We start from the raw sequence: 24,481 nt of genomic DNA, 5'->3' as shown, positions 1-24,481 counted from the left end.
CACCGCTTTCGTGGTCTAACAGTGACCACAAGACCATCAGGGGGGAGCGAAGATGAACACGGCATCCGGCGCGGATCTGAAATTCGCCGCCAGCCTGTCGCGGCTGGGAACGGAATCGGCCTTTGTCGTTCTGGCACGGGCGCAGGAACTGGCCGCGCAGGGGCGCGACATCATCAATCTGGGCATCGGTCAGCCGGATTTCCGCACGCCCGACCACGTGGTCGAGGCCGCGATCCGCGCCCTGCGCGACGGGGCGCATGGCTATACGCCCGCCAACGGCCTGCCCGCCCTGCGCGAGGCCGTGGCCGCCGATCTGAACCGCCGCCATGGCGTCGAGGTCGATCCCGATTGCGTGGTCGTCGTGCCCGGGGCCAAGCCCACGATGTTCTTTGCCGTCCTGATGTTCGGCGAGCCCGGCGCCGAGATCATGTATCCCGACCCCGGCTTTCCGATCTATGAATCCGTCATCCGCTACAGCGGTGCCCGGCCCGTCCCGATCGTCCTGCGCGAGGAGAACGGCTTTGCCTTCTCGGCCGAGGAGGTGCTTTCGCAGATCACCGAACGCACGCGGCTGATCATCCTGAATTCGCCCGCCAACCCGACCGGCGGCGTCGTGCCCAGGGCCGAGATCGACAGGCTGGTCGAAGGGCTGATGCGCCATCCCCATGTCGCGATCCTGTCCGACGAGATCTATTCCTGCCTGCTGTATGACGGCCGCCGGCATGTCTCGCTGCTGCAATATCCCGAGCTGCGCGACCGCCTGATCATGCTGGACGGCTGGTCCAAGACCTATGCCATGACCGGATGGCGGCTGGGCTATGCGGTCTGGCCGAAATCCTGCGTCGAGCATGTCGTGCGCCTGTGCATCAACGACCATTCCTGCGTCAATGCCGCAACCCAGTTCGCCGGCATCGCCGCGCTGACCGGTCCGCAGGACGCGGTGGACGAAATGCGCGCGCGCTTCGACGAACGTCGGCGCATCATCGTGCAGGGGCTGAACGCGCTGCCCGGGATAGGCTGCCTGGAACCGGGCGGCGCCTTCTATGCCTTTCCCAACATCACCGGCACCGGTCTGACCTCGCGCGAGGCGCAGGATCTGTTCCTCGAGGAGGCCGGCGTGGCGACCGTTTCGGGCACGTCCTTCGGCGCGCATGGCGAGGGATACCTGCGCTTTTCCTATGCCAGCTCGGCCGAGAATATCCGCGAGGCGCTGGACCGCATCCGCCAGCTGCTGGAGCGGCGCATGGGCTGACCGATCGGCCGCATTCCCGTTTTGAGATTTTCGTTTTCCGCGCTAAAAGGAAAACGAACGGACGGGAGCGAACCCATGGCGGGACCTTTCAACGCGCGCCAGAAGGCGATACTCAGCCAGATCCGGCAAGAGGGCCGCGTTTTGGTCGAGGATCTGGCCGCCGCCTTTGGCACCACGCCCCAGACGATCCGCCGTGACCTGCGCCTGCTGGAGGAAACCGGCGAGGTGATGCGCTTTCACGGCGGTGCCAGCCTGCTGCCGGGCACCGAATATACCAGCTTCGAGATCCGGCGCACGATTCAGGCCGAAGCCAAGGAGCGGATCGGCCGCGCCGTTGCCGCGCGCATCCCCGACAATACCATGCTGATGATCAACGGCGGCACGACGACCGCCGCCTTCGCGCGGGCGCTGGCCACGCGCACCGGGCTGCGCATCATCACGGACAACCTGGAAATCGCGAATGATCTCAGATCGATAGGCAATTTCGACATCATGGTTCCCGGTGGCACGGTGCGCCGGTCGGACGGCACCGTGACCGGGGTGGCGGCGCTGGAATTCCTGCGGGGCTTTCGCGCCGACATCGCCGTGATCGGCGCGGCGGCGGTCGATTCCGATGGCGCGCTTCTGGATTTCGACCTGGCCGAGGCCGCCGTCGCACGCGCCATGATGGACTGCGCCAAGCATGTCATCCTGGCCGTCGATTCGACCAAGTTCGACCGCTCGGCGCCCGTCGTGGTGGGCTGGCTGCGGCAAGTTAATACGCTGGTCACCGACCGCTGCCGGTCCGAGCGTATCCGTGCGCTGTGCGAAGCCCAGGATGTCGAACTGGTCGAGTCCGACCCGGTTCCGGCATGAGCGGGAATCGTTGACAGGTATTTTCGTTTCGGTAACTCTATCGAAAAATTCGCGCACGATATCGCGCATCCATGCCAAGGGGAGGACGGCGTGGGATCACATGACGGATTGCTCGAACTGCCCCACGGGGCATCGCGGCCGGCCTTCGCGCCCGGTCGGGCATGCATGGCCTTGCGTCGGAGGGTCGCCTGATGCAGGCTGCACTGCGCTTTCTCGATCTTCTGGGGGCGCTCAACCGGAGCGTCGCCGCGGTCGGTCTGTGGCTGGCCATGGCGCTGGTGGCGCTGATGACGGGGATCGTCCTGACCGGCGTCTTCTTTCGCTATGTGCTGAACGACTCGATCACCTGGGTCGAGGATGTCGCGCTGATCATGATGGTCTCGACCGCCTTCATCGTGGCGCCGCATGCCTACCGGACCGGCGCGAATGTCGCGATCGAGATGGTGACGGCCGTCCTGCCCGCCATGCTGCTGCGGGTGCTGCGTGTCGTGATCAACATGCTGATCCTGTGGCTGATCTGGCGGTATTTCCTGGAAAGCCTGGCGCTGGTCGATCGCGGCTGGGGCATCAGGGTCAACACCGTGCCGATCCCCTGGGCCTGGCCCTACATGATCCTGCCGGTGGCCTTTGCCGCCATGGTCCTGGTCGCGGTCGAGCTGATCGGGCGCGACCTGTGGGCGCTGATCTTCCGCTCTGACGCGGCGGACCTGCCGCATGTCGCACCGATCGAGCCGGAATAGGGGGCGGGCATGGGTCTGGCATTCTTCTGGATCTTCTTCGTCCTGATGGCGGTCGGCATGCCGGTGGTCTTTGCGCTGCTGGTGGCGCCCGCGCTGTCGCTGGTGATCGACGGCAAGGACGGGCTGTTCTTCGCCAAGCTGCTGAGTTCGGTCTATACCGGCATCTATTCCTTCCCGCTGATGGCGGTGCCGTTCTTCATCCTGGCCGGAGAGCTGATGAATTCCGGCGGCATCACGCGGTCGATCGTGAAGTTTTCCGAATCCATGATCGGCCATGTCCGGGGCGGGCTGGCGCAGGTGAACATCCTGTCGTCGATCCTGTTCGCGGGGCTGTCGGGCTCGGCGGTGGCCGATACCTCGGCGCTTGGCAAGATGCTGATCCCGGCGATGGAGAAGAACGGCTATTCCCGGCCCTTTGCCGCGGCGGTCACGGCGGCCTCGTCGGTGATCGGGCCGATCATTCCGCCCTCGGGCATCATGATCCTCTATGCCTTCGTGATGAATGTCTCGGTCGCGGGGCTGTTCTTGGCGGGCTTCGTTCCGGGGCTGATGGTGGGTCTGGGGCTGATGGCGCTGACGGCGTGGCTGAGCCGCCGGCGCGGATACCCCGTGGCCAGCCATCGCGCCAGCTGGTCGGAGCGGTCGGTTGCCTTTCTGGAGACCTATCCGGCGCTGCTGACGCCCGTGCTGCTGCTGGGCGGCATCCTGTCGGGCATCTATACCCCGACCGAGGCGGCTGCCGTCGCCGCCTTCTATGCGCTCTTTGCCTCGGCCCTGATCCGCACCGAGGCCTGGGCGCGCTTTGTTTCGCGCCCCGTCCATGCCTATCTGCACATCCTGCCGCTGACGGTGTTCCTGTTCGCGGGTTTCACCGATTACGTGGGCTTCCGGCTGTTCGCGGGTCTTTCGCTGGGCTGGGTCGTGGTGGCCGAGATCCTGTGGCGGCTGACCGCATCGAAGGCCGCGCGGGGGGTAACCCATGCCGAACCGCCGCGCCGCGCATTGTCGGCCGATCTGCGCATCGCCGGGGGAGAGACGGCCCGGCGCCTGCCCGACGTGCTGCGCCAGACCGCAATCCAGTCGGGGATCATCCTGCTATTGGTCGGCGCGGCCGTGACCTTCGGCTGGATGGTCACCGTTTCGGGCCTTGCGCGCGAGGCCGCGGGCCTGATCAACGACACGACCGACAACCCCTATATCCTGCTGTTCCTGGTGAACATCCTGCTGTTCGTGGTGGGCATGTTCCTGGATGCTGGCCCCGCCATCCTGATCCTGGGCCCCGTTCTGGGCCCGATCATGACACAGGCGGGTGTCGATCCGCTGCATTTCGCCATCGTGATGTGCGTCAACGTCACGGTGGGCCTGGCCACGCCGCCGATGGGGCTTGTGCTGTTCGTGGCGGCCTCGGTGGCCAATGAGCGGCTTGAACGGATCGTGCAGGCGATCCTGCCGTTCCTTGTGGTCGAGTTCGCGGTGATCTTCCTGATCACCTATTTCCCGAGCCTGACCATGACGATCCCCGCGCTTGCGGGATTTGCCAGATGCCCCTCCGGTGCCACGCTGTGCGAGGCATTGGTGGGGTGGACCGGGAACTGACCCGGAAACGACATCAAAGGGAGGACATGATGAAACTCAATTTCAAGGGAGTGCTGGCGGCGACCGCGATCGCGGCCCAGGCCGCCTTCGGCTGGGCCAGCGCGGCGCAGGCGGCGGATTACACGATCAAGGTCGCCTTCCTCGGCTCGCAGGATGACGAGGATTACGACGGCGCGATGGTCTTCAAGAACTATGTCGAGAGCGTCTCGAACGGCGCCGTCGAGGTGCAGATCTATCCATCCGGCCAGTTCTGCGGCAACGAAAAGGAATGCCTGGAAAACCTGCAGGCCGGCATTCTCGAGGTTTTCATCACCACGATCGGCGGCTTTGGCAATGTCTTTGGCCCGGGCCAGGTTCTGGACCTGCCCTACATGTTCAAGGACGATCGCACCGCGGAATGCGTCTTTGACGGGCCCTTCACCGATCAGCTGCGCGATGGCGTGCTGCAGGCCGGCATCCCGATGCGCCTGATGGTCGTGTCGAATACCGGCGGCTGGCGCAACTTTGCCACCACGACCAAGCTGATCAAGCGGCCCGAAGACATCAAGGGCATGAAGATCCGCACCATCGCCGCCGAGATCCAGCAGGAGCTGGTGCGCCAGCTGGGCGGCAACCCGACCCCCGTCGCCTGGCCCGAGGTCTATACCGCGCTGGCCACCGGCGTGGTCGAGGGCACCAAGAACGGCATCACGGACATCATGAACATGAAGTTCCCCGAGGCCGGCCTGAAATACCTGACCCTTGACGGTCACGCCTATATGGGCGCGCTGTGGTGGTATTCGGATGTCGCCTGGCAGCAGCTGCCCGACGACATCAAGCGGATCGTCTTTGACGGGATGAACCATCTCAAGACCGTCACCCGCGCCATGCCGATGCGCCGCCAGATCGAGGCCTATGAAGCCTTCAAGGCTCAGGGTGGTCAGATCTATGTGCCCAATGCCGAGGAAAAGGCCGCCTTCCAGCAGGCGACCTCGGGCATGCGGCAGTGGTATATCGACAAGTATGGCGAAGAATGGCTGAACAAGCTGGACGCGGCTGTCGCCGAATGCACCCAGAAGATCGACGCGGAATTCGCGGCTGCCGCGAAGTAAGGCGCTGATCGCATGAAATCCCGGGGGGCGGCATCGCCCTCCGGACGGACAAGCCGGACAATTCCATGACACCCATTCTGATCGCCGGCGTGGCGGTGGCCGATATCGTGATGCAGGTCGCCGAGCTGCCCCGCCGGGCCGAGAAATATCGTGCCCAGGCCGCCACCGTGACGGTGGGGGGGTGCGCGGCCAATGCCGCGATCGCGGTCGCGCGCCAGGGCGGCCGGGCGATGCTGGCCGCGCGGCTGGGCGACGACCTGATCGGTCGCCTGATCCATGACGCGCTGCGGGACGAAGGCGTGGACCTGTCGCTGTGCGACATGCGCCCCGGCGCGCGGTCGTCCTTTTCCTCGATCCTCGTGGATGCGCGGGGGGAACGGCAGATCGTCAACTTCCGCGGCCAGGATCTTGCGCCGACGCTGGACCTGTCGGCCGCGCCGCGGCCCGCGGCGGTTTTGGCCGACAACCGCTGGCCCGCGCTGACCCGCGCCGCGATCGCGGCCGCCCGGGCCTGGGGCGTGCCCGCCATCGTCGATGCCGAGGCCCCCTTCGAGGCCGAGGCCGTGCAGGGCGCCTCGCATCTGGCCTTCTCGATGCAGGGTCTGCGCGCCTATGCGCCCGATCTGTCCCCCGAACGCGCGCTGGAACGGGCACAGGCGGAATTCGGCGCCGTCGCGATTGTCACGGACGGCGAACGCGGCGTGTGGTTTGCCGAAGGCGGTCGGGTCGCGCATCTGCCCGCCTTCGCGGTGCCCGTCGTCGATACGCTGGGTGCGGGTGATGTCTGGCACGGCGCCCTTGCGCTGCGCCTTGCCGAAGGGGCCGACCTGTCCGCCGCCATCCGCCACGCCAACGCCGTGGCCGCCCTGAAATGCCGCGCCTTCGGCGGCGCACAGAGCTGCCCCACGCGCACCGAAACCGAACATTTCCTGAAGGAGAACGCATCATGCAGCTGACGCCCGGCAAATTGTGGGGCCTGCGGCGAATGGCCGACGAGAACGGCATCTTCAAGATGGTCGCCGTCGATCAACGTCCCCCGATCAAGCAACCGATCGCCCGCCATCTGGGCGTGGAGGAAGCCCCCTGGGGCGAAGTGGCGCGCTTCAAGCGGATGCTGATCGAGACGCTTCAGGATCGCGCGACCGCGATGCTGCTGGACCCGCATTACGCCATACCGCACGGGATCGACGCGCTGTCGCCCGAAAAGGGGCTGATCGTGACGCTGGAGGATTCGTTGTTCCGCGAAACGCCCGGCGGGCGGCTGTCGGATTCGATCGACGACTGGTCGGTGGACAAGATCAAGCGGATGGGCGGCGATGCGGTCAAGGTGCTGGTCTGGTACCGCCCGGATGCCGACCCCGACATCTGCCGCGCCCAGCAGGATTATGCCAAGCGCGTGGGCGAGGCCTGTGCGCGCCACGACATCCCCTATCTGCTGGAACTTCTGGTCTATCCGCTGGCCGCCGACGCCCACCAGACCCGCGACTATGTCGAGATGAAGGCCAAGCGCGCAGATCACGTCCTGGAATCGGTCGCGGAATTCGCCCGGCCCGATTACGGCGTCGATCTGTTCAAGCTGGAAAGCCCGGTCAATGCCGAGGATGCCGATGGCTCGAACGACGTTCAGGCGCTGTTCGACGAGATGGGCCGCCTTGCGGGCCGCCCCTGGGTGATGTTGTCGGCCGGCGCGGGCAAGGACGCGTTCCGCAACGTGCTGGCCCATGCTTTCCGCGCGGGCGCTTCGGGCTTTCTTGCCGGAAGGGCGATCTGGGCGGATGCCTTTGCGCATTACCCCGACTGGGACGCGATCCGCGCCGGGCTGCAGGGCGATGCGGCGGCCTATCTGGACGATATTTCGACGCTGGCCGAAACCCACGCCGCCGATTGGCGCAGGCACCCGGCCTACGGACCGGATGGCGCGGTCTTCCAGCCGCAGGGCCCCGAATTCCGCCATCTCTATGCCGGACTGGAGGCCTGACGTGTCGATCGGACTTCTTCCCCTGGGTCGGCCCACCTTCGACGTCCCCTATGCCGAGGAACGCCTGGCCGCGATGCTGGCGCGGCTGGACGAAAGCGGGGCGGATTTCGTCGGCCCCCGGAAGCTGCTTCTGGACGCGGCCGAGGCCCGCGCGGCGCTGGACCGGATCGTGGATCAGGGCGCCACGCGGATCCTGATCCTTCAGGTGACATTCACCGATGCGGGCATGGCGGTCGAGGCCGCAAATACGGGCCTGCCGGTGGCGATCTGGGCGGTGCCCGAACCCCGGCTGGGCGGGCGGCTGCGTCTGAACGCCTTTTGCGGGCTGAACCTTGCGGCCCATGCGCTGGGGCGGTCGGGTATTGCGCCCGACTGGGCCTATGGCGCGCCCGAAAGCCTGACCGGGGACGACATGGCCGCGCTGCTGCACGGGCGGGGCGGGCAGGATCGCCCCGAACCGGTTCCCGCCGGCCCGGTGGGCCAGACTGGCCGAAGGATCGCCGCTGCGCTGTCGGGCCGCCGTATCGGGCGCATCGGCGCCCATCCCGATGGATTCGACACCTGCCGCTATGACGCCCGCGCGCTGGCAGATCTGGCCGGTGTCACGGTCGAGGCGATGCCTCTGGAAACCCTGTTCGAACGCGCCCGCGCCACCGCGCCCGAGCGGCTGGAGCCGATCCGCGCGCGGGCCAGGGCCGAGCTGACCGGGCTGGACACGGTGGACCAGGACCAGCTCGACCGTTCGCTGCGCCTTGCCGCCGCGCTGCAGGACCTGCGGGCCGAAGGCGGCTATGACGCCTTTGCGATCCGCTGCTGGCCCGAAACCTTCACCGAATACGGCGGCGCGGTCTGCGGCCCGGTGTCGATGCTGGGCGAGGCGCGCGTGCCCTGTGCCTGCGAGGCCGATACCTATGGCGCGCTGAGCCAGATGATCCTGCAAGAGGCCTCGGGCGGGCAGGCGGTCTTCCTGACCGATCTGGTCGATGTGGACATCGAGGACGGCACGGCGGTGGTGTGGCATTGCGGGCAGGCGCCGATCTCGATGCGTGACCCCGAGGCCCCGGCCGAGGCGACGATCCACACCAATCGCCGGATGCCGCTTCTGTATCAGTTCCCGCTTCGGCCCGGGCGCGTGACGCTGATGCGCGTCTCGCAGGCCGGTGGGCGGCCGATGATGGTGATTTCGGGGGCCGAGATGCTGCGCCGCCCGATGGCATTCACCGGAACCTCGGGCGTTCTGCGGCCCGACCGGCCCGCCGACCGCTTCATGGCCGACCTTATCGATGGCGGCCTGGAACATCACCTGTGCATCGCCTATGGCGATCATCGCGCGGCCCTGCGCGAGACCGCCGCGGCACTGAACCTTCCCGTACTGGAGATCTGACCATGATCCGCTATGGACTGATTGGCGCGGGCATGATGGGGCAGGAGCATATCCGCAACATCGCGCTGCTGGAGGGCGCCGAGGTCACGGCGCTGGCCGACCCGGACGCCGCCATGCTGGCCGAGGCATTGCGCCAGCAGGGGGGCACGGCGCGGGCCTTCGCCGACTGGCGCGAGATGGTCTCGGCCGATCTGTGCGACGTGTACCTGATCGCCTCGCCCAACGATGCCCACCACGCCACGCTGATGCAGCTTTTGCCCACCAACAAGCCGATCCTGTGCGAAAAGCCCATGTGCACCACGGTCGAGCATTGCCGCGAGGTCGTGGCCGCCGCGCGGGGCCGCAGCGCGCCGCTGTGGATCGCGATGGAGTATCGCTATATGCCGCCGGTGCAGCGCCTGATCGCCGAATTGCGCGCGGGCCGGGCGGGTGATCCGGTGATGATGGCGATCCGCGAACACCGGTTTCCCTTCCTGCACAAGGTCGGCGACTGGAACCGCTTTTCCGCCCGGACCGGCGGAACGCTGGTCGAGAAATGCTGCCATTTCTGGGACCTGATGCGGCTGGTGCTGCAATCCGACCCGGTGCGGGTCTATGCCTCGGGCGCGATGGACGTCAACCACCGCGACGAAAGCTATGACGGCCGGGTGCCCGACATCATCGACAATGCCTTTGTCGTGATCGACTTTGCCAATGGCACGCGGGGAATGCTGGACCTGTGCATGTTCGCCGAAGGCTCGCATTGGCAAGAGGTGATCTCGGTCACCGGACCGAAGGCGCGGATCGAGGCGCGCGTGCCCGGCCCGTTGCGCTTTGATCCCGAGGGGAGCGAGAAACACGCCCAGATCGCCATTGCCGACCGGGCCAGCCGCCGCGAATGGGCCGAAGAGGTCGCCGTCGATCCCGCGCTCTTGCGCGCGGGCGACCATCATGGTTCGACCTTCTACCAGCATCAGCGATTCCTTGACCTCGTCCGCCGGGGCCACGGTCAGCCCGAGGTCAGCGCCGAGGACGGGCTGTGGTCGGTGATGGTGGGCGCGGCGGCCGAAGAATCGGCCCGGACAGGGCAGGCGGTCGAACTGAGGGGGATCTGATGACACGCGAAGCATTCGGCCAGCTTCCCGACGGGACCATCGTCGAGCGCGTGACATTGCGCGGCGGGGGGCTGACGGCGCGCGTCATGACCTGGGGCGCGGTGGTGCAGGATCTGCGGATGCAGGGCCACGAGCCGCCGCTGGTCCTTGGCTTCGACCGGTTCGAGGACTACCCGGCCCATTCGCGCTATTTCGGCGCGATCGCGGGCCGTTGCGCCAACCGCATCGCCGGTGCGCGTTTTGAACTGGACGGACAGGAATTCCGGCTGGACCCGAACTTCCTTGGCAAGCACCACCTGCATGGCGGCAGCCTGGGCACGGGCAAGCGCCCGTGGCGGATCGCCGATCTTGGCGAGTCCCACGTGACGCTTGCGATAGAGCTTGCCGATGGCGAGATGGGCTATCCCGGCGCGATGCGGGTCCAGGCGACCTATGCCCTGCCGGGCGAGGGCGTCCTGGATATCCGCATTCGCGCCGAAACCGATCGCCCGACCCTGTGCAACTTCGCGCCACACAGCTATTTCAACCTCTCGGGCGAGCCCGACATCCTGAACCACAGCCTGCGCATTGCCGCCGATCATTACCTGCCCGTGGATGCCGAGCTGATCCCGACCGGGCAGGTGGCAGCCGTCGAGGGCACCGATTTCGACCTGCGCGCGGGTGTGCGGCTGGGCGATGTCTGTGCGCGCCTGCGGCTTGACCACAATTTCTGCCTGTCGGACCGGCGCTTGCCGCTGCGCGAGGTGGCCGAGCTGAGCGCCGGCGCCCTGCGCATGGGCATCCGCACGACCGAGCCGGGGCTGCAGGTCTTCGACGCCGCGCCGTTCGATCTGCCGGTGCCGGGTCTGGGCGGGCGGCGGATCGGCCCCCATGCGGGCCTGGCGATCGAGCCGCAGGTCTGGCCGGACGCGATCCATCATCCCGGCTGGCCGCAGGCCGTCCTGCGGCCCGGCGAAACCAGCGAACAGCACAGCCAGTTCATCTTCGAACGGTCCTGAGCGGCGCGTCGGCCCGGCCGGGATCAGTCCAGCTCCAGTTGCTCGATCGTCGCGCGGATCGCGCTGGCGGTGTCGTCGCTGTCGGCCGACACGGCCAGCCCCACCAGCGCGCCCGGCGGGGTGCCGAAGGCGCGGGCATGATCCGCGGCCAGATCGACGCTTTCCGCATGGCTGCCCGTGCCCGACGATCGCAGGATCACCGTCTTGCCGCGCCTGTCCAGATAGGGGCTGGGAAGGATCTGTCCCCGTCGATGGGCACCGCCCCAGACATAGACCAGCACCCGTGCCTCCGGGTTCTGCAACAGCGACCGGATCGAGCCGCTTCCGGCCAGACGCTCGGCCTCGGCCTGCGGCAGAAAGACGAAATAGAGCGCCAGGTTGCGGTCGTCGCCGCCCTTCCGCGTCAGGTCGGTCGCAGGCACGGACCGGGTGACGTTCCACCGCCACGAGGCGCGCCGGGCAGACCAGTCCGCCCGGTCCACCGGCCGCCACAGCATCGAAACCGTCCCATCCGAGATAACGTCGAGGCGCGCCCCGCGCGCCTTGTAGGTGTTGGAGGAAAACAGCCGGAACTTCTGTTCCTTCCAGCCCGCATCGAAGGAAACCGGCGCCGCCCCCGCATGCCCGGCGGTCACGCAGGCGGCACATGCGGCAAGCAAGGTCATTCGCAGGATCTGGCGTCGATGCACGATCTATCTCCCGGGCTGTGGCGCATCACAGGCAACTGGCAAGGGGATACTGGCGCCGCAGCCCCCTTGCGGCAAGGGGCGCGGGGTTGAACAGATCGTGACCGGCGGCTCCGATGCGTGCGGCGACATCGCGACGTCAGGCCCGGGATCAGGACAGGGTCACGAAATAGCGATACCCGTCGCAGCGGAAATTGAAGCTGCGCAATTCGATCGCGCGGTCGAGCGCGTCGAAGGCCACGCGCTCGACCTGCATGATGGGGTCCGCCGGCGCGCAGCCCAGCCGCGCTGCCATCGCCGCCCCTGCGGTGGTCGCGTTCAGTCGCTCTTCGGCGCGCAGGACGACGATGCCGTAAGCCTGCTGGTACAGGACATACAGGTTGTTCGGCAGGGGCCGGCGATCCATCAGGCCGGGAAACAGCGACACCGGCACGACCGAGACTTCGTGAATCCTTGGCCCGTCGGGCAGGGCGCGCATCCGGGTGATCTCGACGACATCCCCGGGCGCATCGACCAGCTGGCGCCGCTCGTCGGCCCGGGCCGGACGTATCCGCAGCTCTTCGTCCAGCAGGATGGGCGTCTCGAGCCGTCCATCGGGGCGGCGCAGGCGGAAGAAATGGAACAGGGCCTCGTTCGGCGTCCGCAGCGTCACGAACGTGCCCTTGCCCTGCACCCGGCGCACGATGCCGCGCGCCTCGAGCTCGCTGACCGCCTTGCGCGCCGTGCCCTGGCTGACGCCGAATTCCTCGCCGATCTGGAACTCGCTGGGCAGCATCGATCCCGGCGGCAGGGCGCCGCTGGCGATGCGATGGATCAGGCCGTCGATGACCTGCCGATACAGGGGCACATTCGTCTGGTTCATTGGCAAACTCTTACCCTGACACGCGACGCTCGCAAGTCCTGATGCACAATTCTTATATAAGAGTGCTTGTATAAGAACAGAGTTGCGTTACCATGGGTTCAGATTCGTTCAATCGTGGGAGCCGAAAAGATGTCTGAGATACCGCACCTGCTGGTTCACGATCATGCCGACAATGTCGGCGTGGTCGTGGTCGAGGGGCTGACCGCCGGGACCGACATGCTGTGCTGCGTGACGGCGGACAATTCGACCTTTCGCCTGACCGTCCGCGACGATGTGCCGATCGGCCACAAGGTCGCGCTGAAGGACCTGAAGGCGGGGGACACGGCGATCAAGTATGGCGAGGATATCGGCCGGATCGTCGCGGACGTGCCGAAGGGCGGCCATGTCCATACGCACAATCTGAAGACCAAGCGCTGGTAAGGGGGGCGCAACCATGGCGACGAAATATTCCGACCTGACGGTCAAGGCCTATCGGCGCGAAAACGGCCGCGTGGGCGTGCGCAACCACGTGGTGATCCTGCCGGTGGACGACATCTCGAACGCGGCCTGCGAGGCCGTGGCGAACAATATCAAGGGCACGCTGGCGATCCCGCATGCCTATGGCCGCCTGCAATTCGGCGAGGATCTGGACCTGCATTTCCGCACGATCATCGGCACCGGCGCCAACCCCAACGTGGCCGCCGTGGTGGTGATCGGGATCGAGCCGGGCTGGACCCAGCGCGTGGTCGATGGCATCGCCGCGACGGGCAAGCCTGTCTGGGGCGTGTCGATCGAACAGAAGGGCGATCTGGAGACGATCCGCCAGGCCAGCTGGAAGGCCAAGGAATTCGTCCATTGGGCCAGCGAGCTGCAGCGCGAGGACGTGCCGCTGTCCGAGCTGTGGATCTCGACCAAATGCGGCGAAAGCGACACCACCACGGGGCTTGGCTCTTGCCCGACGGTGGGCAACATGTATGACAAGCTGATCCCCGAAGGCATCTATGGCGTCTTTGGCGAAACCTCCGAGATCACGGGGGCCGAGCATATCTGCAAGGCGCGCGCGATCAACGAAGAGGTGGGCGAACGCTGGTACAAGATGTGGAAGGCCTACCAGGACGAGGTGATCGAGGCCCACAAGACCGACGACCTGTCCGAAAGCCAGCCCACCAAGGGCAATATCGAGGGCGGTCTGACCACGATCGAGGAAAAGGCGCTTGGCAACCTCGAGAAGATCGGCAAGACCTCGCGCTATATCGATATTTTGCAACCGGCCGAGACGCCGAAATCCGGCCCGGGGCTGTATTTCATGGACACGTCCTCGGCGGCGGCGGAATGCGTCACGCTGATGGCCGCGGCGGGTTACGTGATCCACACCTTCCCCACCGGTCAGGGCAACGTCGTCGGCAACCCGATCGTGCCGGTCATCAAGATCACCGCCAATCCGCGCACCGTGCGCACCATGTCCGAACATATCGACGTCGATGTCTCGGGCATCCTGCGCCGCGAGATGACCATCGACCAGGCGGGCGATGCGCTGATCGACATGATCGTGCGCACCGCGAACGGCCGGAACACGGCGGCAGAGGCGCTTGGACATCGCGAATTCTCGATGACCAAGCTTTATCGCAGCGCGTGAGGGCGCGATGCGCGTCGTCATCTCGGAGTTCATGGACGAGTCGGCGCTGAAGGGCTTTGGCCCGGATGTCGAGGTCGTCTACGACCCGACGCTGGTCGACGACCGGGCCGCGCTTCTGGCGCGGCTCGCGGATGCGGACGGCCTGATCGTGCGCAACCGCACGCGGGTGGATGCGGCGCTGCTGCAGGCGGCCCCGCGGCTTCGTGTCGTGGGGCGTCTGGGCGTCGGGCTGGACAATATCGATCTTCAGGCTTGCAAGGCGCGCGGGGTTGCGGTCTGCCCGGCGACGGGTGCCAACACTTTGGCGGTGGCCGAATATGTCATCTCGGCCGCGCTGCAGCTGGTGCGCGGGGCGTTCGGCCCGTCCGCCCATGCGGCGATGCTGGCCGGGGAATGGCCGCGCACGCAGCTGATGGGGGGCGAGATATCGGGCCGCGTCATGGGGCTTTACGGCTTTGGCGCGATCGCGCGTGCGGTGGCCGAGCGGGCACGCGCATTGGGGATGCGGGTGGCCGCGCATGACCCGTTCCTGCCGCCGGACGATCCCGCCTGGCAGGGCGTGCAACGCTGCGATGCGCGTGAGCTTCTGGCCGAGGCGGACGTCCTGTCGCTGCATGTGCCGCTGACCGATGCCACGCGCAAGCTGATCGACGCGGGCGCGATTGCCCGGATGAAGCCCGGCGCGGTGCTGATCAACACCGCGCGCGGCGGGATCGTGGATGAAACCGCGCTCGCCGATGCGCTGCGCGCCGGGCATCTCTCGGGCGCGGCGCTCGATGTCTTCGAGACCGAGCCGCTGACAGCCGAGGCCGCCCGCCGCTTCGACGGCCTGACCAATATCATCCTGACACCCCACATCGCCGGCGTGACGCAAGAGGCCAATATCCGCGTCAGCCGCGTTACAGTTGAAAACGTCATGAAGGAGCTGGCGCGTGCAGACCGATGACACGATCCTGTCGATCGCCGAGGCCGAAGAGCTGATCGCCGACGTGCTGCGGGCCAGCGGGGCGGCCGAGGCGGCGGCGCGCAGCGTGGCCCGCGCCCTTGTCGCGGCCGAGGCCGACGGGCAGGCGGGGCATGGATTTTCCCGCATCGCGGCCTATGCCGCGCAGGTCCGGTCGGGCAAGGTCGACGGTCACGCGACCCCTGTCGTCGCCGCGCGGCGCGGCGGCATGATCGCGATCGACGCGGCCAGCGGCTTTGCCTATCCGGCCATCGACCTTGCCATCGAGGAACTGGCGCGCCTTGTGCCCGAAACCGGGCTGGCCGGCGCGGCGATCCGGCGGTCGCACCATTGCGGCCAGCTTGGCGCGCATGTCGAAAGGCTGGCGAGCAGGGGGCTGGTCGCGCTGATGGTCGCGAATGCGCCCAAGGCGATCGCGCCCTGGGGCGGCAGCGCGGCGCTGTTCGGCACGAACCCGATCGCCTTTGCCGCGCCACGCGCCAGGGGCGAGCCGCTGGTCATCGACCTGTCGCTGTCCAAGGTGGCGCGCGGCAAGGTCATGGCCGCCGCCAAGGCCGGTCAGCAGATCCCCGAGGGCTGGGCGCTGGACCGCGAGGGGCGTCCGACGACCGACCCGAGGGCCGCGCTGGAAGGCACGATGATCCCCATGGGCGATGCCAAGGGCGCGGCGCTGGCGCTGATCGTCGAGATACTCTCGGCCACGCTGACCGGGGCGAACCATTCCTTCGAGGCTTCGTCCTTCTTCGACGCCGAAGGTCCGCCGCCGGGCGTCGGCCAGCTGATCCTTGCCTTCGATCCGGGCGTGACAGCCCCGGATTTCTGCGACAGGATCGAAGTGCTGCTGGGCGCGATCCTTGCGCAGGATGGCACGCGGCTGCCGGGCACAAGGCGGCTGGCAGCGCGCGAGCGGGCCCGCAGCGAAGGGCTGCGGATGCCCGCGCATCTGATGGCCGAGATCGCGCAATTGCGGGCAGGCTGACAACAGGCGACCGTCGGGCAGGAACAACAAGGACAGGGAGGAAGACATGAAACTCATGACACTTGCCGCGGCGGCCTTCGGGCTGATCGCCGGCGCCGCCGCCGCGCAGGACTGGCCGCAGGGCGATGTGCAATACATCATCCCCTTTGGTCCCGGCGGGGAATCCGACATCACCGCGCGTCTGCAGCAGCCCTATTTCAAGGAACTCTACGGCAAGGAATTGGTCATCAGTTACCAGCCGGGCGGTGGCGGCGCGGTGGGCTGGTCGCAACTGAACACGATGCCCGGCGACGGATCGGTCATCATGGGGGTGAACCTGCCCCATATCATCCTTCAGCCCGCGCGCGGCAATGTCGGCTACCAAACCGACGACATCACGGCGGTCTACATGTTCCACTTCACGCCGGACGCGATCGTGGTCAACGCCGACAGCCCCTATCAGACGCTCGAGGATCTGGTCGCCGACGCCAAGGCAAATCCGGGCCGCGTGACGTTTTCGGGTTCGGGCAAGGGCTCGGCGAACCACCTGGCGCAGCTGCTGTTCGACGAAATGGCGGGCATCCAGACGACCTATGTCGCCTTTGGCGGCACGGGTGAGGCGGTAACCGCCCTTCTGGGCAACCAGGTTTCGGCCGAATGGGGGTATACGACCGTGGGCAAGGCACAGGGCGATCAGGTACGCATGCTGGCCGTCGCGATGGAAGAGCGTCACCCCGCCTTCCCGGATGTCCCGACCTTCCGCGAGCTGGGCTATGATCTCGTCTCGGGCGCCTATCGTGGCGTCGCGGTCCCGAAATCCGCCCCCGAGGAGGTGCGCAAGGCCGTCTCGGACGCGATCGGGGCGATCAACGCCAATCCCGAATTCCGGCAGCGAATGCTGGACGGGGGCTTTGCCCTGATCGACATCCCCTATGGCGAGGCGATGGACGCCTTCATGGCCGAACGCAAGACCACCTATCTGAACGCCGCGCAGCGTGCCGGCCTGATCCAGTAGGCGCATGACCGCATCCGGCGCGCCACGCGCGTGCCGGATGCCTCTGACGGGCAGGGTCCATCCAGGGAGCGGCCCCGTGGCCGATGGTTTGTTGCGATGATCGAGCATCTTCTTGCGGCCCTGTCGCCGCTGAACCTGGTCTTTGCGCTGTTGGGGGTCGCCGCGGGGACGATCATCGGCGCGATCCCGGGGCTGACGGCGACGATGGCCGTCGCGGTCCTGGTCCCCATCACCTTTGGTCTGCCGCCGCAAAGCGCGCTGATCCTGCTGGGGGCGATCTATACCGGCGCGATCTATGGCGGCGCCTATGCGGCGATCCTGCTGAACACGCCCGGGACGCCTTCGGCCATCGGGACCACGTTCGACGGCTACCCGATGGCGCGCCGGGGCGACGGCGATCTTGCGGTGTCGGTGGCATGCCTGTCGTCGGTCATAGGCGGCCTTGTCGGGGCATTGGCCCTGCTGCTTCTGGCACCACCTTTGGCGCGTGCGGCCCTGGCCTTCGGCCCGACCGAATATTTCTGGCTGGCCATCTTTGGCCTGTCGCTGATCGCGGCCCTGTCCACGGGCGATTTCATCAAGGGCATGATCGGTGCCTGCCTTGGCATCCTGATGGCCATGATCGGCCTGTCCGAAACCAGCGGCGAGGTCAGGTTCACCTTTGGCTCGCAGACCCTGCTGGGCGGGATCGAGGTCGTCTCGGCCCTGATCGGGCTGTATTGCATTCCCGTGCTGATCGACCTTGTCGCCCGACCCGACCGGCACCTGGAGCACCCCCCCGAAACGCGCGGCTTCCGCCTGCCCGAGGCGCTGCGCATCCTGTGGGTCGAGCGCATCAACGCCCTGCGCAGCTCGGCCATCGGCACGCTGGTCGGCGCGTTGCCGGGGGCGGGCGGATCGATCGCGGGGCTGGTGGCCTATTCCGAGGCTCGCCGCGTGAACCGGCGCCCGCCACCCTATGGCGAGGGCAATCCCGGCGGGATCGTCGCGACCGAGTCGGCCAACAACGCCACCGTCGGCGGCGGCTTCATCCCGACGCTGGTGCTGGGCATTCCGGGCACCCCGCCCGATGCCGTGATCCTGGGTGCCCTGCTGGTCCAGGGCGTGCGCACCGGCCCGGCCCTGTTCAGCGGGGCCTCGGATATCGTGTACACCTTCATCTTCGGGCTGTTCCTGGCCACGGTCCTGATGCTGCCCGTCGGCCTGCTGATCGGCCGCTTTGCCTATGGCGCGATCGTGCGCGCGCCGAAATCGGCGCTGGTGCCCGTGGTGGCCTTCATGACCGTCATCGGCACCTTCGCGATCCGCAACAGCATGTCGGATGTGCTGCTGATGATCCTCTTGGGCGTGATCGGCTGGCTGTGCAAGCTGCGCGGATTTGCCGTGTCGCCCATCGTCCTTGGCCTGATCCTGGGGCGGATCGCGGAAAAGGGCTTTGTCCAGAGCTGGACGATCGGATCGGCCATCGGCGATCTGCCCGGCCAGTTCTTTGGCCGGCCGCTGTCGCTGGCCATCATCGCGATGACGGCCCTGGGCTTCATCTATCCCTTCTGGCCCCGCATCTCGGCCTGGCTGCGACGGCGGCCGGCCGCGCCACGGGCCGCGCAGGAAGCGCCGTCCCGGGCCCGCGTGCTTCTTGACCTGGGCGCCATCGGAATCATGGCGGCGGTTGCCATCACGGCGCTGGTCCAGTCCGCCGGGCTGGGCCGAGATGCCGCCGTCTTTCCGCGCACGATCGCCATCGCGATGCTGGTCTTCTGCGCGCTTGCGGCCTTGCGCACGCTGGTCGCGCGGATCGTGACGGATGAGCCATCCAGCGGGTCGTGGCCGCGCAGGATCGCCTTGCCGCTGGTCATGCTGATTGCCGCCATGCTGGTGCCGCAAATCGGCTTTCTGGCGTCCGGGCTGCTGATGGGCCTGGCGCTGATGGTGGTAGCAGAGTATCGCCCCCACCGCCCATCGGGCTGGCTGATCCTGGCGGTCAGCGTCGCCGTGGCGATCCTGGCCTTCACGCTTGCGTTTCGCGACCTGCTGGCCGTGCCGCTGCCGGCGGGGCGGCTGTTCTAGCCTGCGGAATCGCGAAATTTCAATTCATTGCTTGACACAGGGCGCCACAACGGGCATCTGGTCCCCAGCGCTGCGCTGCCGCGTGAGCATGCCGTGTCCCGCAAGATGAAAATCCCGGGGCCATCAGCGCGACAAATTCAGTTTCCCATCACGCGGGGTTCCTGACGCATCGGCCAAACGGCTGGGGTCTGTTCCCATGCCCGCCGGCCTTCGCGAACCCTCACCGGTTGCCCCCGGGCAATCAAACGTCATGGCCATGCCGGCATCGCGCCGCATGGTTCCTGAAGGAAATACCTTGTTCGATTTTGACATGCTTGGCCTTGCGCCGACGCTCAACGCCGCTCTGCAGCGCGTGAAATTCTCCAAACCCACCCCGATCCAGGCCCAGGCGATTCCGCTTGCGATGGAAGGGCACGACATCCTGGGACTTGCCCAGACCGGCACCGGCAAGACGCTGGCCTTTGGCCTGCCGCTGATCAACCATCTTCTGGCCCAGCCGGGGCGGCTCGCACCGCGCAGCGCCAAGGCGCTGATCCTTGCGCCGACCCGCGAGCTGGTAAACCAGATCGCCGACAACCTGCGCCCGCTGGTGGCCGGGTCGAAGCTGCGCATCAACACCGTCGTCGGCGGCCAGTCGATCGGCAAGCAGATACACAACCTCTCGCATGGGACGGATATCCTGGTGGCCACACCCGGCCGCCTGATCGACCTGATGAACCGTGGCGCGGTGGATCTGGGGCAGGTCCGTCACCTGGTCCTGGACGAGGCCGACCAGATGCTGGACATGGGCTTCATCCACGCGCTGCGCAAGATCGCGCCGCGCCTTGGCACGCCGCGCCAGACCATGCTGTTCTCGGCCACGATGCCCAAGCAGATGGAAGAACTTTCGCGCGCCTATCTGACCGACCCGCGCCGGGTTCAGGTCGCGCCTCCGGGCAAGGCGATCGAGAAGATCACGCAGTCGATTCACTTCCTTGACCGCGCCGGCAAGCCCGCCAAGCTGCGCGAGATCCTTTCGCGCGACCCCGAGGCCACGACACTGGTCTTTGCCCGCACCAAGCATGGCGCCGAGAAGCTGATGAAGGATCTGGTCCGCGATGGCTACAACGCCAGCTCGATCCACGGCAACAAGAGCCAGGGCCAGCGCGACCGTGCCATCCGGGCCTTCCGCAACGGTCAGATCAATGTCCTGGTGGCAACCGACGTGGCCGCGCGCGGGATCGACATTCCCGGCGTGAACACGGTCGTCAACTATGACCTGCCGGACGTGCCCGACAATTACGTCCACCGGATCGGCCGGACGGGCCGTGCCGGGCGCGAAGGCGAGGCGATCGCCCTGTGTTCGCCCGACGAGGCCAACCTGCTGCATCAGATCCAGCGGCTGATGAAGGTCGACGTGCCCGTGGCCAGCGGTGCAAGCCCGCTGGACGACGATGGCCGGGCCCCGCGTGCCTCGCGTGGTGGACCGCGCCGCCGCGGCGGGCGACCCAATGCCGGCAACCGCAGCGGCGCGCCCAAGCGCCGCCGGTTCAGCGCCCATTCCGCGGCCTGATCCGGGCCGAAAGGCAAGGGATCGATGAAACCGACCGGGGCGATCGCCCCGGTCTTTTCATGCCTGTCCTTGCGTTTCAGTGTGCCCGGATCGGACGTCAGTCGGCCGCGATCACTTCCTGGCGCTGTTCGCCCAGCCCCTCGACACGCAGGGTCACGACATCGCCCGGGCGCAGGAAGCGCTGGGGCTTCATCCCCATGCCGACGCCCGAAGGCGTGCCCGTCGCGATCACATCGCCCGGCATCAGCTTCATGAAGCGGCTCATGTAGGACACGATCTGCGCGACCGAAAAGATCATGTCGTCGGTCGAGGAGTCCTGCACGCGCTCGCCATTGAGGTCGAGCGACAGGTTCAGCGCCTGCGGGTTCGGCACCTCGTCGGCGGTCACGAGCCACGGGCCGATCGGGCCGAAGCCGGGGGCGGACTTGCCCTTGATCCACTGGCCGCCACGCTCGATCTGGAAGCTGCGCTCGGACACGTCGTTTATCGTGCAGTAGCCCGCGACATGGTCCAGCGCCTGGTCTTCCGAGACATACAGCGTCTCGCGCCCGATCACGACGCCCAGCTCGACCTCCCAGTCGGTCTTTTCCGAACCGCGCGGGATGACGATGGGGTCATTCGGCCCCGACAGGGCCGAGCTGGCCTTGGAAAAGATGATCGGCTCGGTCGGCGGTTCGGCCCCCGCCTCGGCCGCGTGGCGGACATAGTTCAGCCCGATGCAGTAGAAATTCGGCACCCAGGCAAGGCAGGGTCCGATCCGGCCCGGTGTCTCGACGATGGGCAGGGCCGAAAGGTCCAGTTCGCGCAGCCGGTTCAGCGCGGAAATCTCGACCGCGCGGCCCGCAAGCTGGGGCACATGCGCCGAAAGGTCGCGCACGCGGCCCTGATCATCCAGGATACCGGTACGTTCCTGGCCTGCCGGGCCAAAACGCAAGAGCTTCATCTTCTCTCCCTTCCCTGAGACATGCAGACATGGCAGGCCGCGCCCGCCGGCACCAGATTGGTAGCGACGCCCTGGCGGCCTGTCCAGCGACCGAACGCCGCCTTGCGCGCCGCGCGCGATCCGGTGCATCCTGCGCCGCGCGCAACAGGAAACACGCATGGATATCGAAAACTGGCCAGACCGCTTCGTGGGGCTTTCGCGCCTGTCGCCCGAGCTCAAGCGCAAGCTGAACCAAAGCGCGCGGATACGGCGGATCAAGGCGGGCACCCGCATCTTCGGCGCCGGGGAAGAGCCCCAGGGAATGCTGTTCCTGATCGAGGGCACGGTGCGCGTCCATCAGCAGGGCGACAATGGCCGGGACATCGTGCTGTACCGGGTTACCGGGGGCGAAAGCTGTGTCATGACCACGGCCTGCCTGTTCACCCATCACACCTATATGGCCGAGGGCATCGCCGAAACCGATGTCGTCGCGGCCGAGATCCCGCGCGCGACCTTTGACGCGCTGGTGTCGGATTCGCCGCAATTCCGCGACTTCGTCCTGTGGGCCTATTCCAACCGGATCGTCGATCTGTTCCGCCTGATCGACGACGTGGTCTTTGGCCGGATGGACCTGCGCATCGCCGAACGCCTGGTGCAGCTGGCCGACGAAAACGGCGAGGCCCGGCTGACGCACCAGGAACTGGCCGCCGAACTGGGCACCGCGCGCGAGGTCGTCTCGCGCCAGCTGCACGAATTCCAGAGGCGCGGCTGGATCGAACAGGGCCGCGGCCGCGTCCGCCTGCTGGATGCCGACGCGCTGGCGGCCTTTGCCGCATCGGGCTGAGCGCGCCCGACCGGCACGAGATTGCTGGCCGGCACAAGACTGCCGAGCAGCACGAAATTCCCGCTTGTGTGATCTTGTCACTGAAGAACGCCCTGCCTTGCCCCATTTACGGTGCAACGAACACACAAGACACAGAACGGGAAACGCGAACACATGGAAACTGCATTCACCCCCGTGGTCTCGGCCGCGGGCGGCGCACTGATCGGTCTGGGCGCCGTCCTGCTGATGGCCGGGCTTGGACGCATCCTTGGTGCGACCAGCATCATGGCTGGCGTCCTCTTCCCCGACAACCGCGACGAATTTTCCTGGCGGGCGGCAATGGTGCTGGGCATGGTTCTGGCGCCGGGGCTGATCCTGCTGGCAACCGGCAGCTGGCCCGATCTGCAGATCCCCGTCAGCCCCGGGATGATCGCCATCGGCGGCGTGATCGCCGGAATTGGTGCCAGCTTCGGCTCGGGCTGCACCTCGGGCCACGGCGTGTGCGGACTGTCGCGGCTGTCCGTGCGCTCGCTGGTTGCGGTGCCGACATTCATGGCCACCGCCGCCGCCACCGTCTTTGTCATCCGTCACGTGCTGGGGGGCTGAGCCATGCGTCTGATCCACGCCTTCATCACCGGACTGATCTTTGGCATCGGCATCGCGATTTCGGGCATGATCAACCCGGCCAAGGTGCTGAACTTCTTTGACATTGCCGGCAGCTGGGATCCCAGCCTGATCTTCGTCATGGGCGGCGCGCTGGTCGTCACCGGGATCGGCTACCGGCTGGTCTGGCGGCGAGGGCGGCCGCTGTTCGCGGACCGCTTCGACATCCCGAATTCGAAGGTGATCGATGCCCGACTGATCGGCGGCGCCGCGTTGTTCGGCGTGGGCTGGGGCATCGCGGGCTTCTGCCCGGGCGCGGCCATTCCCGCGCTTGGTACCGGGCGTTGGGAGGTCGCGCTGTTCCTGGCCGCCTATGGTGTGGGCCTTGCCCTTGCCCGCCGGCTGAAAGGCCAACCCATCTTTCCGGCCCTTGCCCGCGCCTGAGCGCATCGGGGCCGGCATAATCGAACGGAGGACCACCATGAACGACCAGACCCGAATGGATGCGCATAACGAACGCATGGCCGAGGCGATCGCCACGTCGATTGCCAACTATCCCGTGGACCTGAGCGTCAAGCCCGTGGTTCAGGGCTTTTACGACGAGGACACCGCGACGATCAGCTATATCGTCAAGGATCCCACCTCGAACGCGGCCGCGATCATCGATTCGGTGATGGACATCGACTATGCCGCAGGCCGCATCACCTTTACCCATGCCGACATGCTGATCGCCGAGATCGAGAAGCAGGGTCTGAAGCTGGAATGGATCATCGAAACCCATGCCCATGCCGATCACCTCTCGGCCGCGCCCTATATCCAGCAGAAGCTGGGCGGCAAGATCGGCATCGGCGAGAACATCAGGATCGTGCAGGAGGTCTTTGGCAAGATCTTCAATGAAGGCACCGAGTTCCAGCGCGACGGCAGCCAGTTCGACGCGCTCTTCAAGGACGGCGACACCTACAAGATCGGCAACATGACCGCCTTTGCCATGCACACGCCCGGCCATACGCCGGCCTGCATGACGCATGTCATCGGCGATGCGGCCTTCGTGGGCGACACGCTGTTCATGCCCGATGGCGGCTCGGCGCGGGCCGATTTCCCGGGCGGCGATGCGGGGCAGCTGTATGACTCGATCATGAAGGTGCTGTCGCTGCCCGACGAGATGCGGCTGTTCATGTGCCACGACTACAAGCCCGGCGGGCGCGAGGTGAAGTGGGAAACCACCGTGGCCGAGGAAAAGGCCCACAACATCCACATCGCCGGCAAGACGCGCGAGGAATTCGTCCGAATCCGGACCGAGCGCGACAAGACGCTGGCCATGCCGCGCCTGATTATCCCCTCGATCCAGGTCAATATCCGCGCCGGCCACATCCCCGAGGACAAGGACGGCAACCAGATGCTGAAGGTGCCGATCAACAAGCTTTGA

24 protein-coding genes are annotated in these 24,481 nt (G+C 66.8%); 21 read left to right on the top strand and 3 right to left on the bottom strand.

The genetic code is table 11. The features are described 5' to 3' along the window. Positions 1 to 52 precede the first annotated feature (52 nt). The 10 genes from LV82_RS08280 to LV82_RS08235 all read left to right on the top strand — a co-directional run bounded on the left by LV82_RS08280 (position 53) and on the right by LV82_RS08235 (position 10,988). Positions 53 to 1,252, top strand: a complete 1,200-nt coding sequence (locus LV82_RS08280) for a pyridoxal phosphate-dependent aminotransferase (RefSeq protein ID WP_104070700.1) — start codon at positions 53 to 55, stop codon at positions 1,250 to 1,252. Between the two features lie 75 nt (positions 1,253 to 1,327). After that, a complete protein-coding gene (locus tag LV82_RS08275) occupies positions 1,328 to 2,107 on the top strand; it encodes a DeoR/GlpR family DNA-binding transcription regulator (RefSeq protein ID WP_104070698.1) in 780 nt (259 codons plus the stop codon). A 191-nt stretch (positions 2,108 to 2,298) separates the two neighbouring features. Further along, entirely contained in the window at positions 2,299 to 2,847 is a 549-nt protein-coding gene (locus tag LV82_RS08270; protein WP_170063384.1) for a TRAP transporter small permease, read from the top strand. A 9-nt stretch (positions 2,848 to 2,856) separates the two neighbouring features. Continuing rightward, entirely contained in the window at positions 2,857 to 4,443 is a 1,587-nt protein-coding gene (locus LV82_RS08265; protein WP_104070695.1) for a TRAP transporter large permease, read from the top strand. Between the two features lie 29 nt (positions 4,444 to 4,472). Continuing rightward, positions 4,473 to 5,534 (top strand): TRAP transporter substrate-binding protein, encoded by a 1,062-nt coding sequence (locus LV82_RS08260; protein WP_245873122.1) that lies wholly within the window; start codon positions 4,473 to 4,475, stop codon positions 5,532 to 5,534. A gap of 65 nt (positions 5,535 to 5,599) precedes the next feature. Further along, on the top strand, positions 5,600 to 6,490 hold the full coding sequence (locus LV82_RS08255) for a PfkB family carbohydrate kinase (protein WP_104070692.1): 891 nt from the start codon (positions 5,600 to 5,602) through the stop codon (positions 6,488 to 6,490). Beyond that, positions 6,481 to 7,512 carry a tagatose 1,6-diphosphate aldolase gene (locus LV82_RS08250; RefSeq protein ID WP_104070691.1) on the top strand — a complete coding sequence of 344 codons (1,032 nt, stop codon included), beginning with the start codon at positions 6,481 to 6,483 and terminating at the stop codon, positions 7,510 to 7,512. The genes LV82_RS08255 and LV82_RS08250 overlap by 10 nt, the downstream gene beginning before the upstream one ends. 1 nt (position 7,513) lies before the next feature. Next, on the top strand, positions 7,514 to 8,896 hold the full coding sequence (locus LV82_RS08245) for an L-fucose/L-arabinose isomerase family protein (protein WP_104070690.1): 1,383 nt from the start codon (positions 7,514 to 7,516) through the stop codon (positions 8,894 to 8,896). Between the two features lie 2 nt (positions 8,897 to 8,898). Continuing rightward, positions 8,899 to 9,990, top strand: coding sequence for a Gfo/Idh/MocA family protein (locus LV82_RS08240; protein WP_211289184.1), 1,092 nt, complete (start codon positions 8,899 to 8,901; stop codon positions 9,988 to 9,990). Further along, complete coding sequence (locus LV82_RS08235) at positions 9,990 to 10,988, top strand: aldose epimerase family protein (protein WP_104070688.1); 999 nt, start codon at positions 9,990 to 9,992, stop codon at positions 10,986 to 10,988. Before LV82_RS08240 ends, LV82_RS08235 begins: the two co-directional genes overlap by 1 nt. A gap of 23 nt (positions 10,989 to 11,011) precedes the next feature. Here the strand turns inward: LV82_RS08235 and LV82_RS08230 are convergent, their stop codons facing one another. Continuing rightward, on the bottom strand, positions 11,012 to 11,677 hold the full coding sequence (locus LV82_RS08230) for a DUF3047 domain-containing protein (RefSeq protein ID WP_245873121.1): 666 nt from the start codon (positions 11,675 to 11,677) through the stop codon (positions 11,012 to 11,014). 148 nt (positions 11,678 to 11,825) lie between these two features. Continuing rightward, positions 11,826 to 12,536 (bottom strand): GntR family transcriptional regulator, encoded by a 711-nt coding sequence (locus LV82_RS08225; protein WP_104070685.1) that lies wholly within the window; start codon positions 12,534 to 12,536, stop codon positions 11,826 to 11,828. A gap of 129 nt (positions 12,537 to 12,665) precedes the next feature. On the opposite strand from LV82_RS08225, the gene LV82_RS08220 reads away from it, so the two are divergent. From LV82_RS08220 to LV82_RS08190, 7 genes are all read left to right on the top strand, one after another. Beyond that, positions 12,666 to 12,956 carry a UxaA family hydrolase gene (locus tag LV82_RS08220; protein WP_104070684.1) on the top strand — a complete coding sequence of 97 codons (291 nt, stop codon included), beginning with the start codon at positions 12,666 to 12,668 and terminating at the stop codon, positions 12,954 to 12,956. A gap of 13 nt (positions 12,957 to 12,969) precedes the next feature. After that, positions 12,970 to 14,151 (top strand): UxaA family hydrolase, encoded by a 1,182-nt coding sequence (locus LV82_RS08215; protein ID WP_104070682.1) that lies wholly within the window; start codon positions 12,970 to 12,972, stop codon positions 14,149 to 14,151. 7 nt (positions 14,152 to 14,158) lie between these two features. Continuing rightward, on the top strand, positions 14,159 to 15,097 hold the full coding sequence (locus tag LV82_RS08210) for a hydroxyacid dehydrogenase (RefSeq protein WP_104070680.1): 939 nt from the start codon (positions 14,159 to 14,161) through the stop codon (positions 15,095 to 15,097). Next, positions 15,084 to 16,094, top strand: a complete 1,011-nt coding sequence (locus LV82_RS08205; RefSeq protein ID WP_211289183.1) for an Ldh family oxidoreductase — start codon at positions 15,084 to 15,086, stop codon at positions 16,092 to 16,094. The genes LV82_RS08210 and LV82_RS08205 overlap by 14 nt, the downstream gene beginning before the upstream one ends. Positions 16,095 to 16,140: 46 nt before the next feature. Next, a complete protein-coding gene (locus tag LV82_RS08200; protein WP_104070679.1) occupies positions 16,141 to 17,088 on the top strand; it encodes a Bug family tripartite tricarboxylate transporter substrate binding protein in 948 nt (315 codons plus the stop codon). Positions 17,089 to 17,184: 96 nt separating this feature from the next. Beyond that, entirely contained in the window at positions 17,185 to 19,155 is a 1,971-nt protein-coding gene (locus LV82_RS08195) for a tripartite tricarboxylate transporter permease (RefSeq protein ID WP_104070677.1), read from the top strand. A 295-nt stretch (positions 19,156 to 19,450) separates the two neighbouring features. After that, positions 19,451 to 20,707, top strand: coding sequence for a DEAD/DEAH box helicase (locus tag LV82_RS08190; RefSeq protein WP_104070836.1), 1,257 nt, complete (start codon positions 19,451 to 19,453; stop codon positions 20,705 to 20,707). Positions 20,708 to 20,804: 97 nt separating this feature from the next. Here the strand turns inward: LV82_RS08190 and LV82_RS08185 are convergent, their stop codons facing one another. Continuing rightward, positions 20,805 to 21,650: a fumarylacetoacetate hydrolase family protein gene (locus LV82_RS08185; protein ID WP_104070676.1), complete on the bottom strand. Its 846-nt coding sequence runs from the start codon at positions 21,648 to 21,650 to the stop codon at positions 20,805 to 20,807. Positions 21,651 to 21,807: 157 nt separating this feature from the next. On the opposite strand from LV82_RS08185, the gene LV82_RS08180 reads away from it, so the two are divergent. From LV82_RS08180 to LV82_RS08165, 4 genes are all read left to right on the top strand, one after another. Beyond that, positions 21,808 to 22,473, top strand: coding sequence for a Crp/Fnr family transcriptional regulator (locus tag LV82_RS08180; RefSeq protein WP_104070674.1), 666 nt, complete (start codon positions 21,808 to 21,810; stop codon positions 22,471 to 22,473). Positions 22,474 to 22,626: 153 nt separating this feature from the next. After that, on the top strand, positions 22,627 to 23,058 hold the full coding sequence (locus LV82_RS08175; protein WP_104070671.1) for a YeeE/YedE family protein: 432 nt from the start codon (positions 22,627 to 22,629) through the stop codon (positions 23,056 to 23,058). 3 nt (positions 23,059 to 23,061) lie between these two features. Next, a complete protein-coding gene (locus tag LV82_RS08170; protein WP_104070670.1) occupies positions 23,062 to 23,499 on the top strand; it encodes a DUF6691 family protein in 438 nt (145 codons plus the stop codon). A 100-nt stretch (positions 23,500 to 23,599) separates the two neighbouring features. Then, complete coding sequence (locus LV82_RS08165) at positions 23,600 to 24,481, top strand: MBL fold metallo-hydrolase (RefSeq protein ID WP_170063388.1); 882 nt, start codon at positions 23,600 to 23,602, stop codon at positions 24,479 to 24,481.

The organism is Albidovulum inexpectatum, assembly GCF_002927635.1.
GTDB lineage: Bacteria > Pseudomonadota > Alphaproteobacteria > Rhodobacterales > Rhodobacteraceae > Albidovulum > Albidovulum inexpectatum.
The sequence above is the reverse complement of the archived record's forward strand: the minus strand, read 5'-3'. Positions and strand labels throughout refer to the sequence as shown.

Bases quoted from the DNA above. Each gene is read 5' to 3' on its own strand.
- LV82_RS08280 (WP_104070700.1), top strand. From the start codon at position 53: ATGAACACGGCATCCGGCGCGGATCTGAAATTCGCCGCCAGCCTGTCG.
- LV82_RS08275 (WP_104070698.1), top strand. From the start codon at position 1,328: ATGGCGGGACCTTTCAACGCGCGCCAGAAGGCGATACTCAGCCAGATC.
- LV82_RS08270 (WP_170063384.1), top strand. From the start codon at position 2,299: ATGCAGGCTGCACTGCGCTTTCTCGATCTTCTGGGGGCGCTCAACCGG.
- LV82_RS08265 (WP_104070695.1), top strand. From the start codon at position 2,857: ATGGGTCTGGCATTCTTCTGGATCTTCTTCGTCCTGATGGCGGTCGGC.
- LV82_RS08260 (WP_245873122.1), top strand. From the start codon at position 4,473: ATGAAACTCAATTTCAAGGGAGTGCTGGCGGCGACCGCGATCGCGGCC.
- LV82_RS08255 (WP_104070692.1), top strand. From the start codon at position 5,600: ATGACACCCATTCTGATCGCCGGCGTGGCGGTGGCCGATATCGTGATG.
- LV82_RS08250 (WP_104070691.1), top strand. From the start codon at position 6,481: ATGCAGCTGACGCCCGGCAAATTGTGGGGCCTGCGGCGAATGGCCGAC.
- LV82_RS08240 (WP_211289184.1), top strand. From the start codon at position 8,899: ATGATCCGCTATGGACTGATTGGCGCGGGCATGATGGGGCAGGAGCAT.
- LV82_RS08235 (WP_104070688.1), top strand. From the start codon at position 9,990: ATGACACGCGAAGCATTCGGCCAGCTTCCCGACGGGACCATCGTCGAG.
- LV82_RS08225 (WP_104070685.1), bottom strand. From the start codon at position 12,536: ATGAACCAGACGAATGTGCCCCTGTATCGGCAGGTCATCGACGGCCTG.
- LV82_RS08220 (WP_104070684.1), top strand. From the start codon at position 12,666: ATGTCTGAGATACCGCACCTGCTGGTTCACGATCATGCCGACAATGTC.
- LV82_RS08215 (WP_104070682.1), top strand. From the start codon at position 12,970: ATGGCGACGAAATATTCCGACCTGACGGTCAAGGCCTATCGGCGCGAA.
- LV82_RS08210 (WP_104070680.1), top strand. From the start codon at position 14,159: ATGCGCGTCGTCATCTCGGAGTTCATGGACGAGTCGGCGCTGAAGGGC.
- LV82_RS08200 (WP_104070679.1), top strand. From the start codon at position 16,141: ATGAAACTCATGACACTTGCCGCGGCGGCCTTCGGGCTGATCGCCGGC.
- LV82_RS08195 (WP_104070677.1), top strand. From the start codon at position 17,185: ATGATCGAGCATCTTCTTGCGGCCCTGTCGCCGCTGAACCTGGTCTTT.
- LV82_RS08185 (WP_104070676.1), bottom strand. From the start codon at position 21,650: ATGAAGCTCTTGCGTTTTGGCCCGGCAGGCCAGGAACGTACCGGTATC.
- LV82_RS08180 (WP_104070674.1), top strand. From the start codon at position 21,808: ATGGATATCGAAAACTGGCCAGACCGCTTCGTGGGGCTTTCGCGCCTG.
- LV82_RS08175 (WP_104070671.1), top strand. From the start codon at position 22,627: ATGGAAACTGCATTCACCCCCGTGGTCTCGGCCGCGGGCGGCGCACTG.
- LV82_RS08170 (WP_104070670.1), top strand. From the start codon at position 23,062: ATGCGTCTGATCCACGCCTTCATCACCGGACTGATCTTTGGCATCGGC.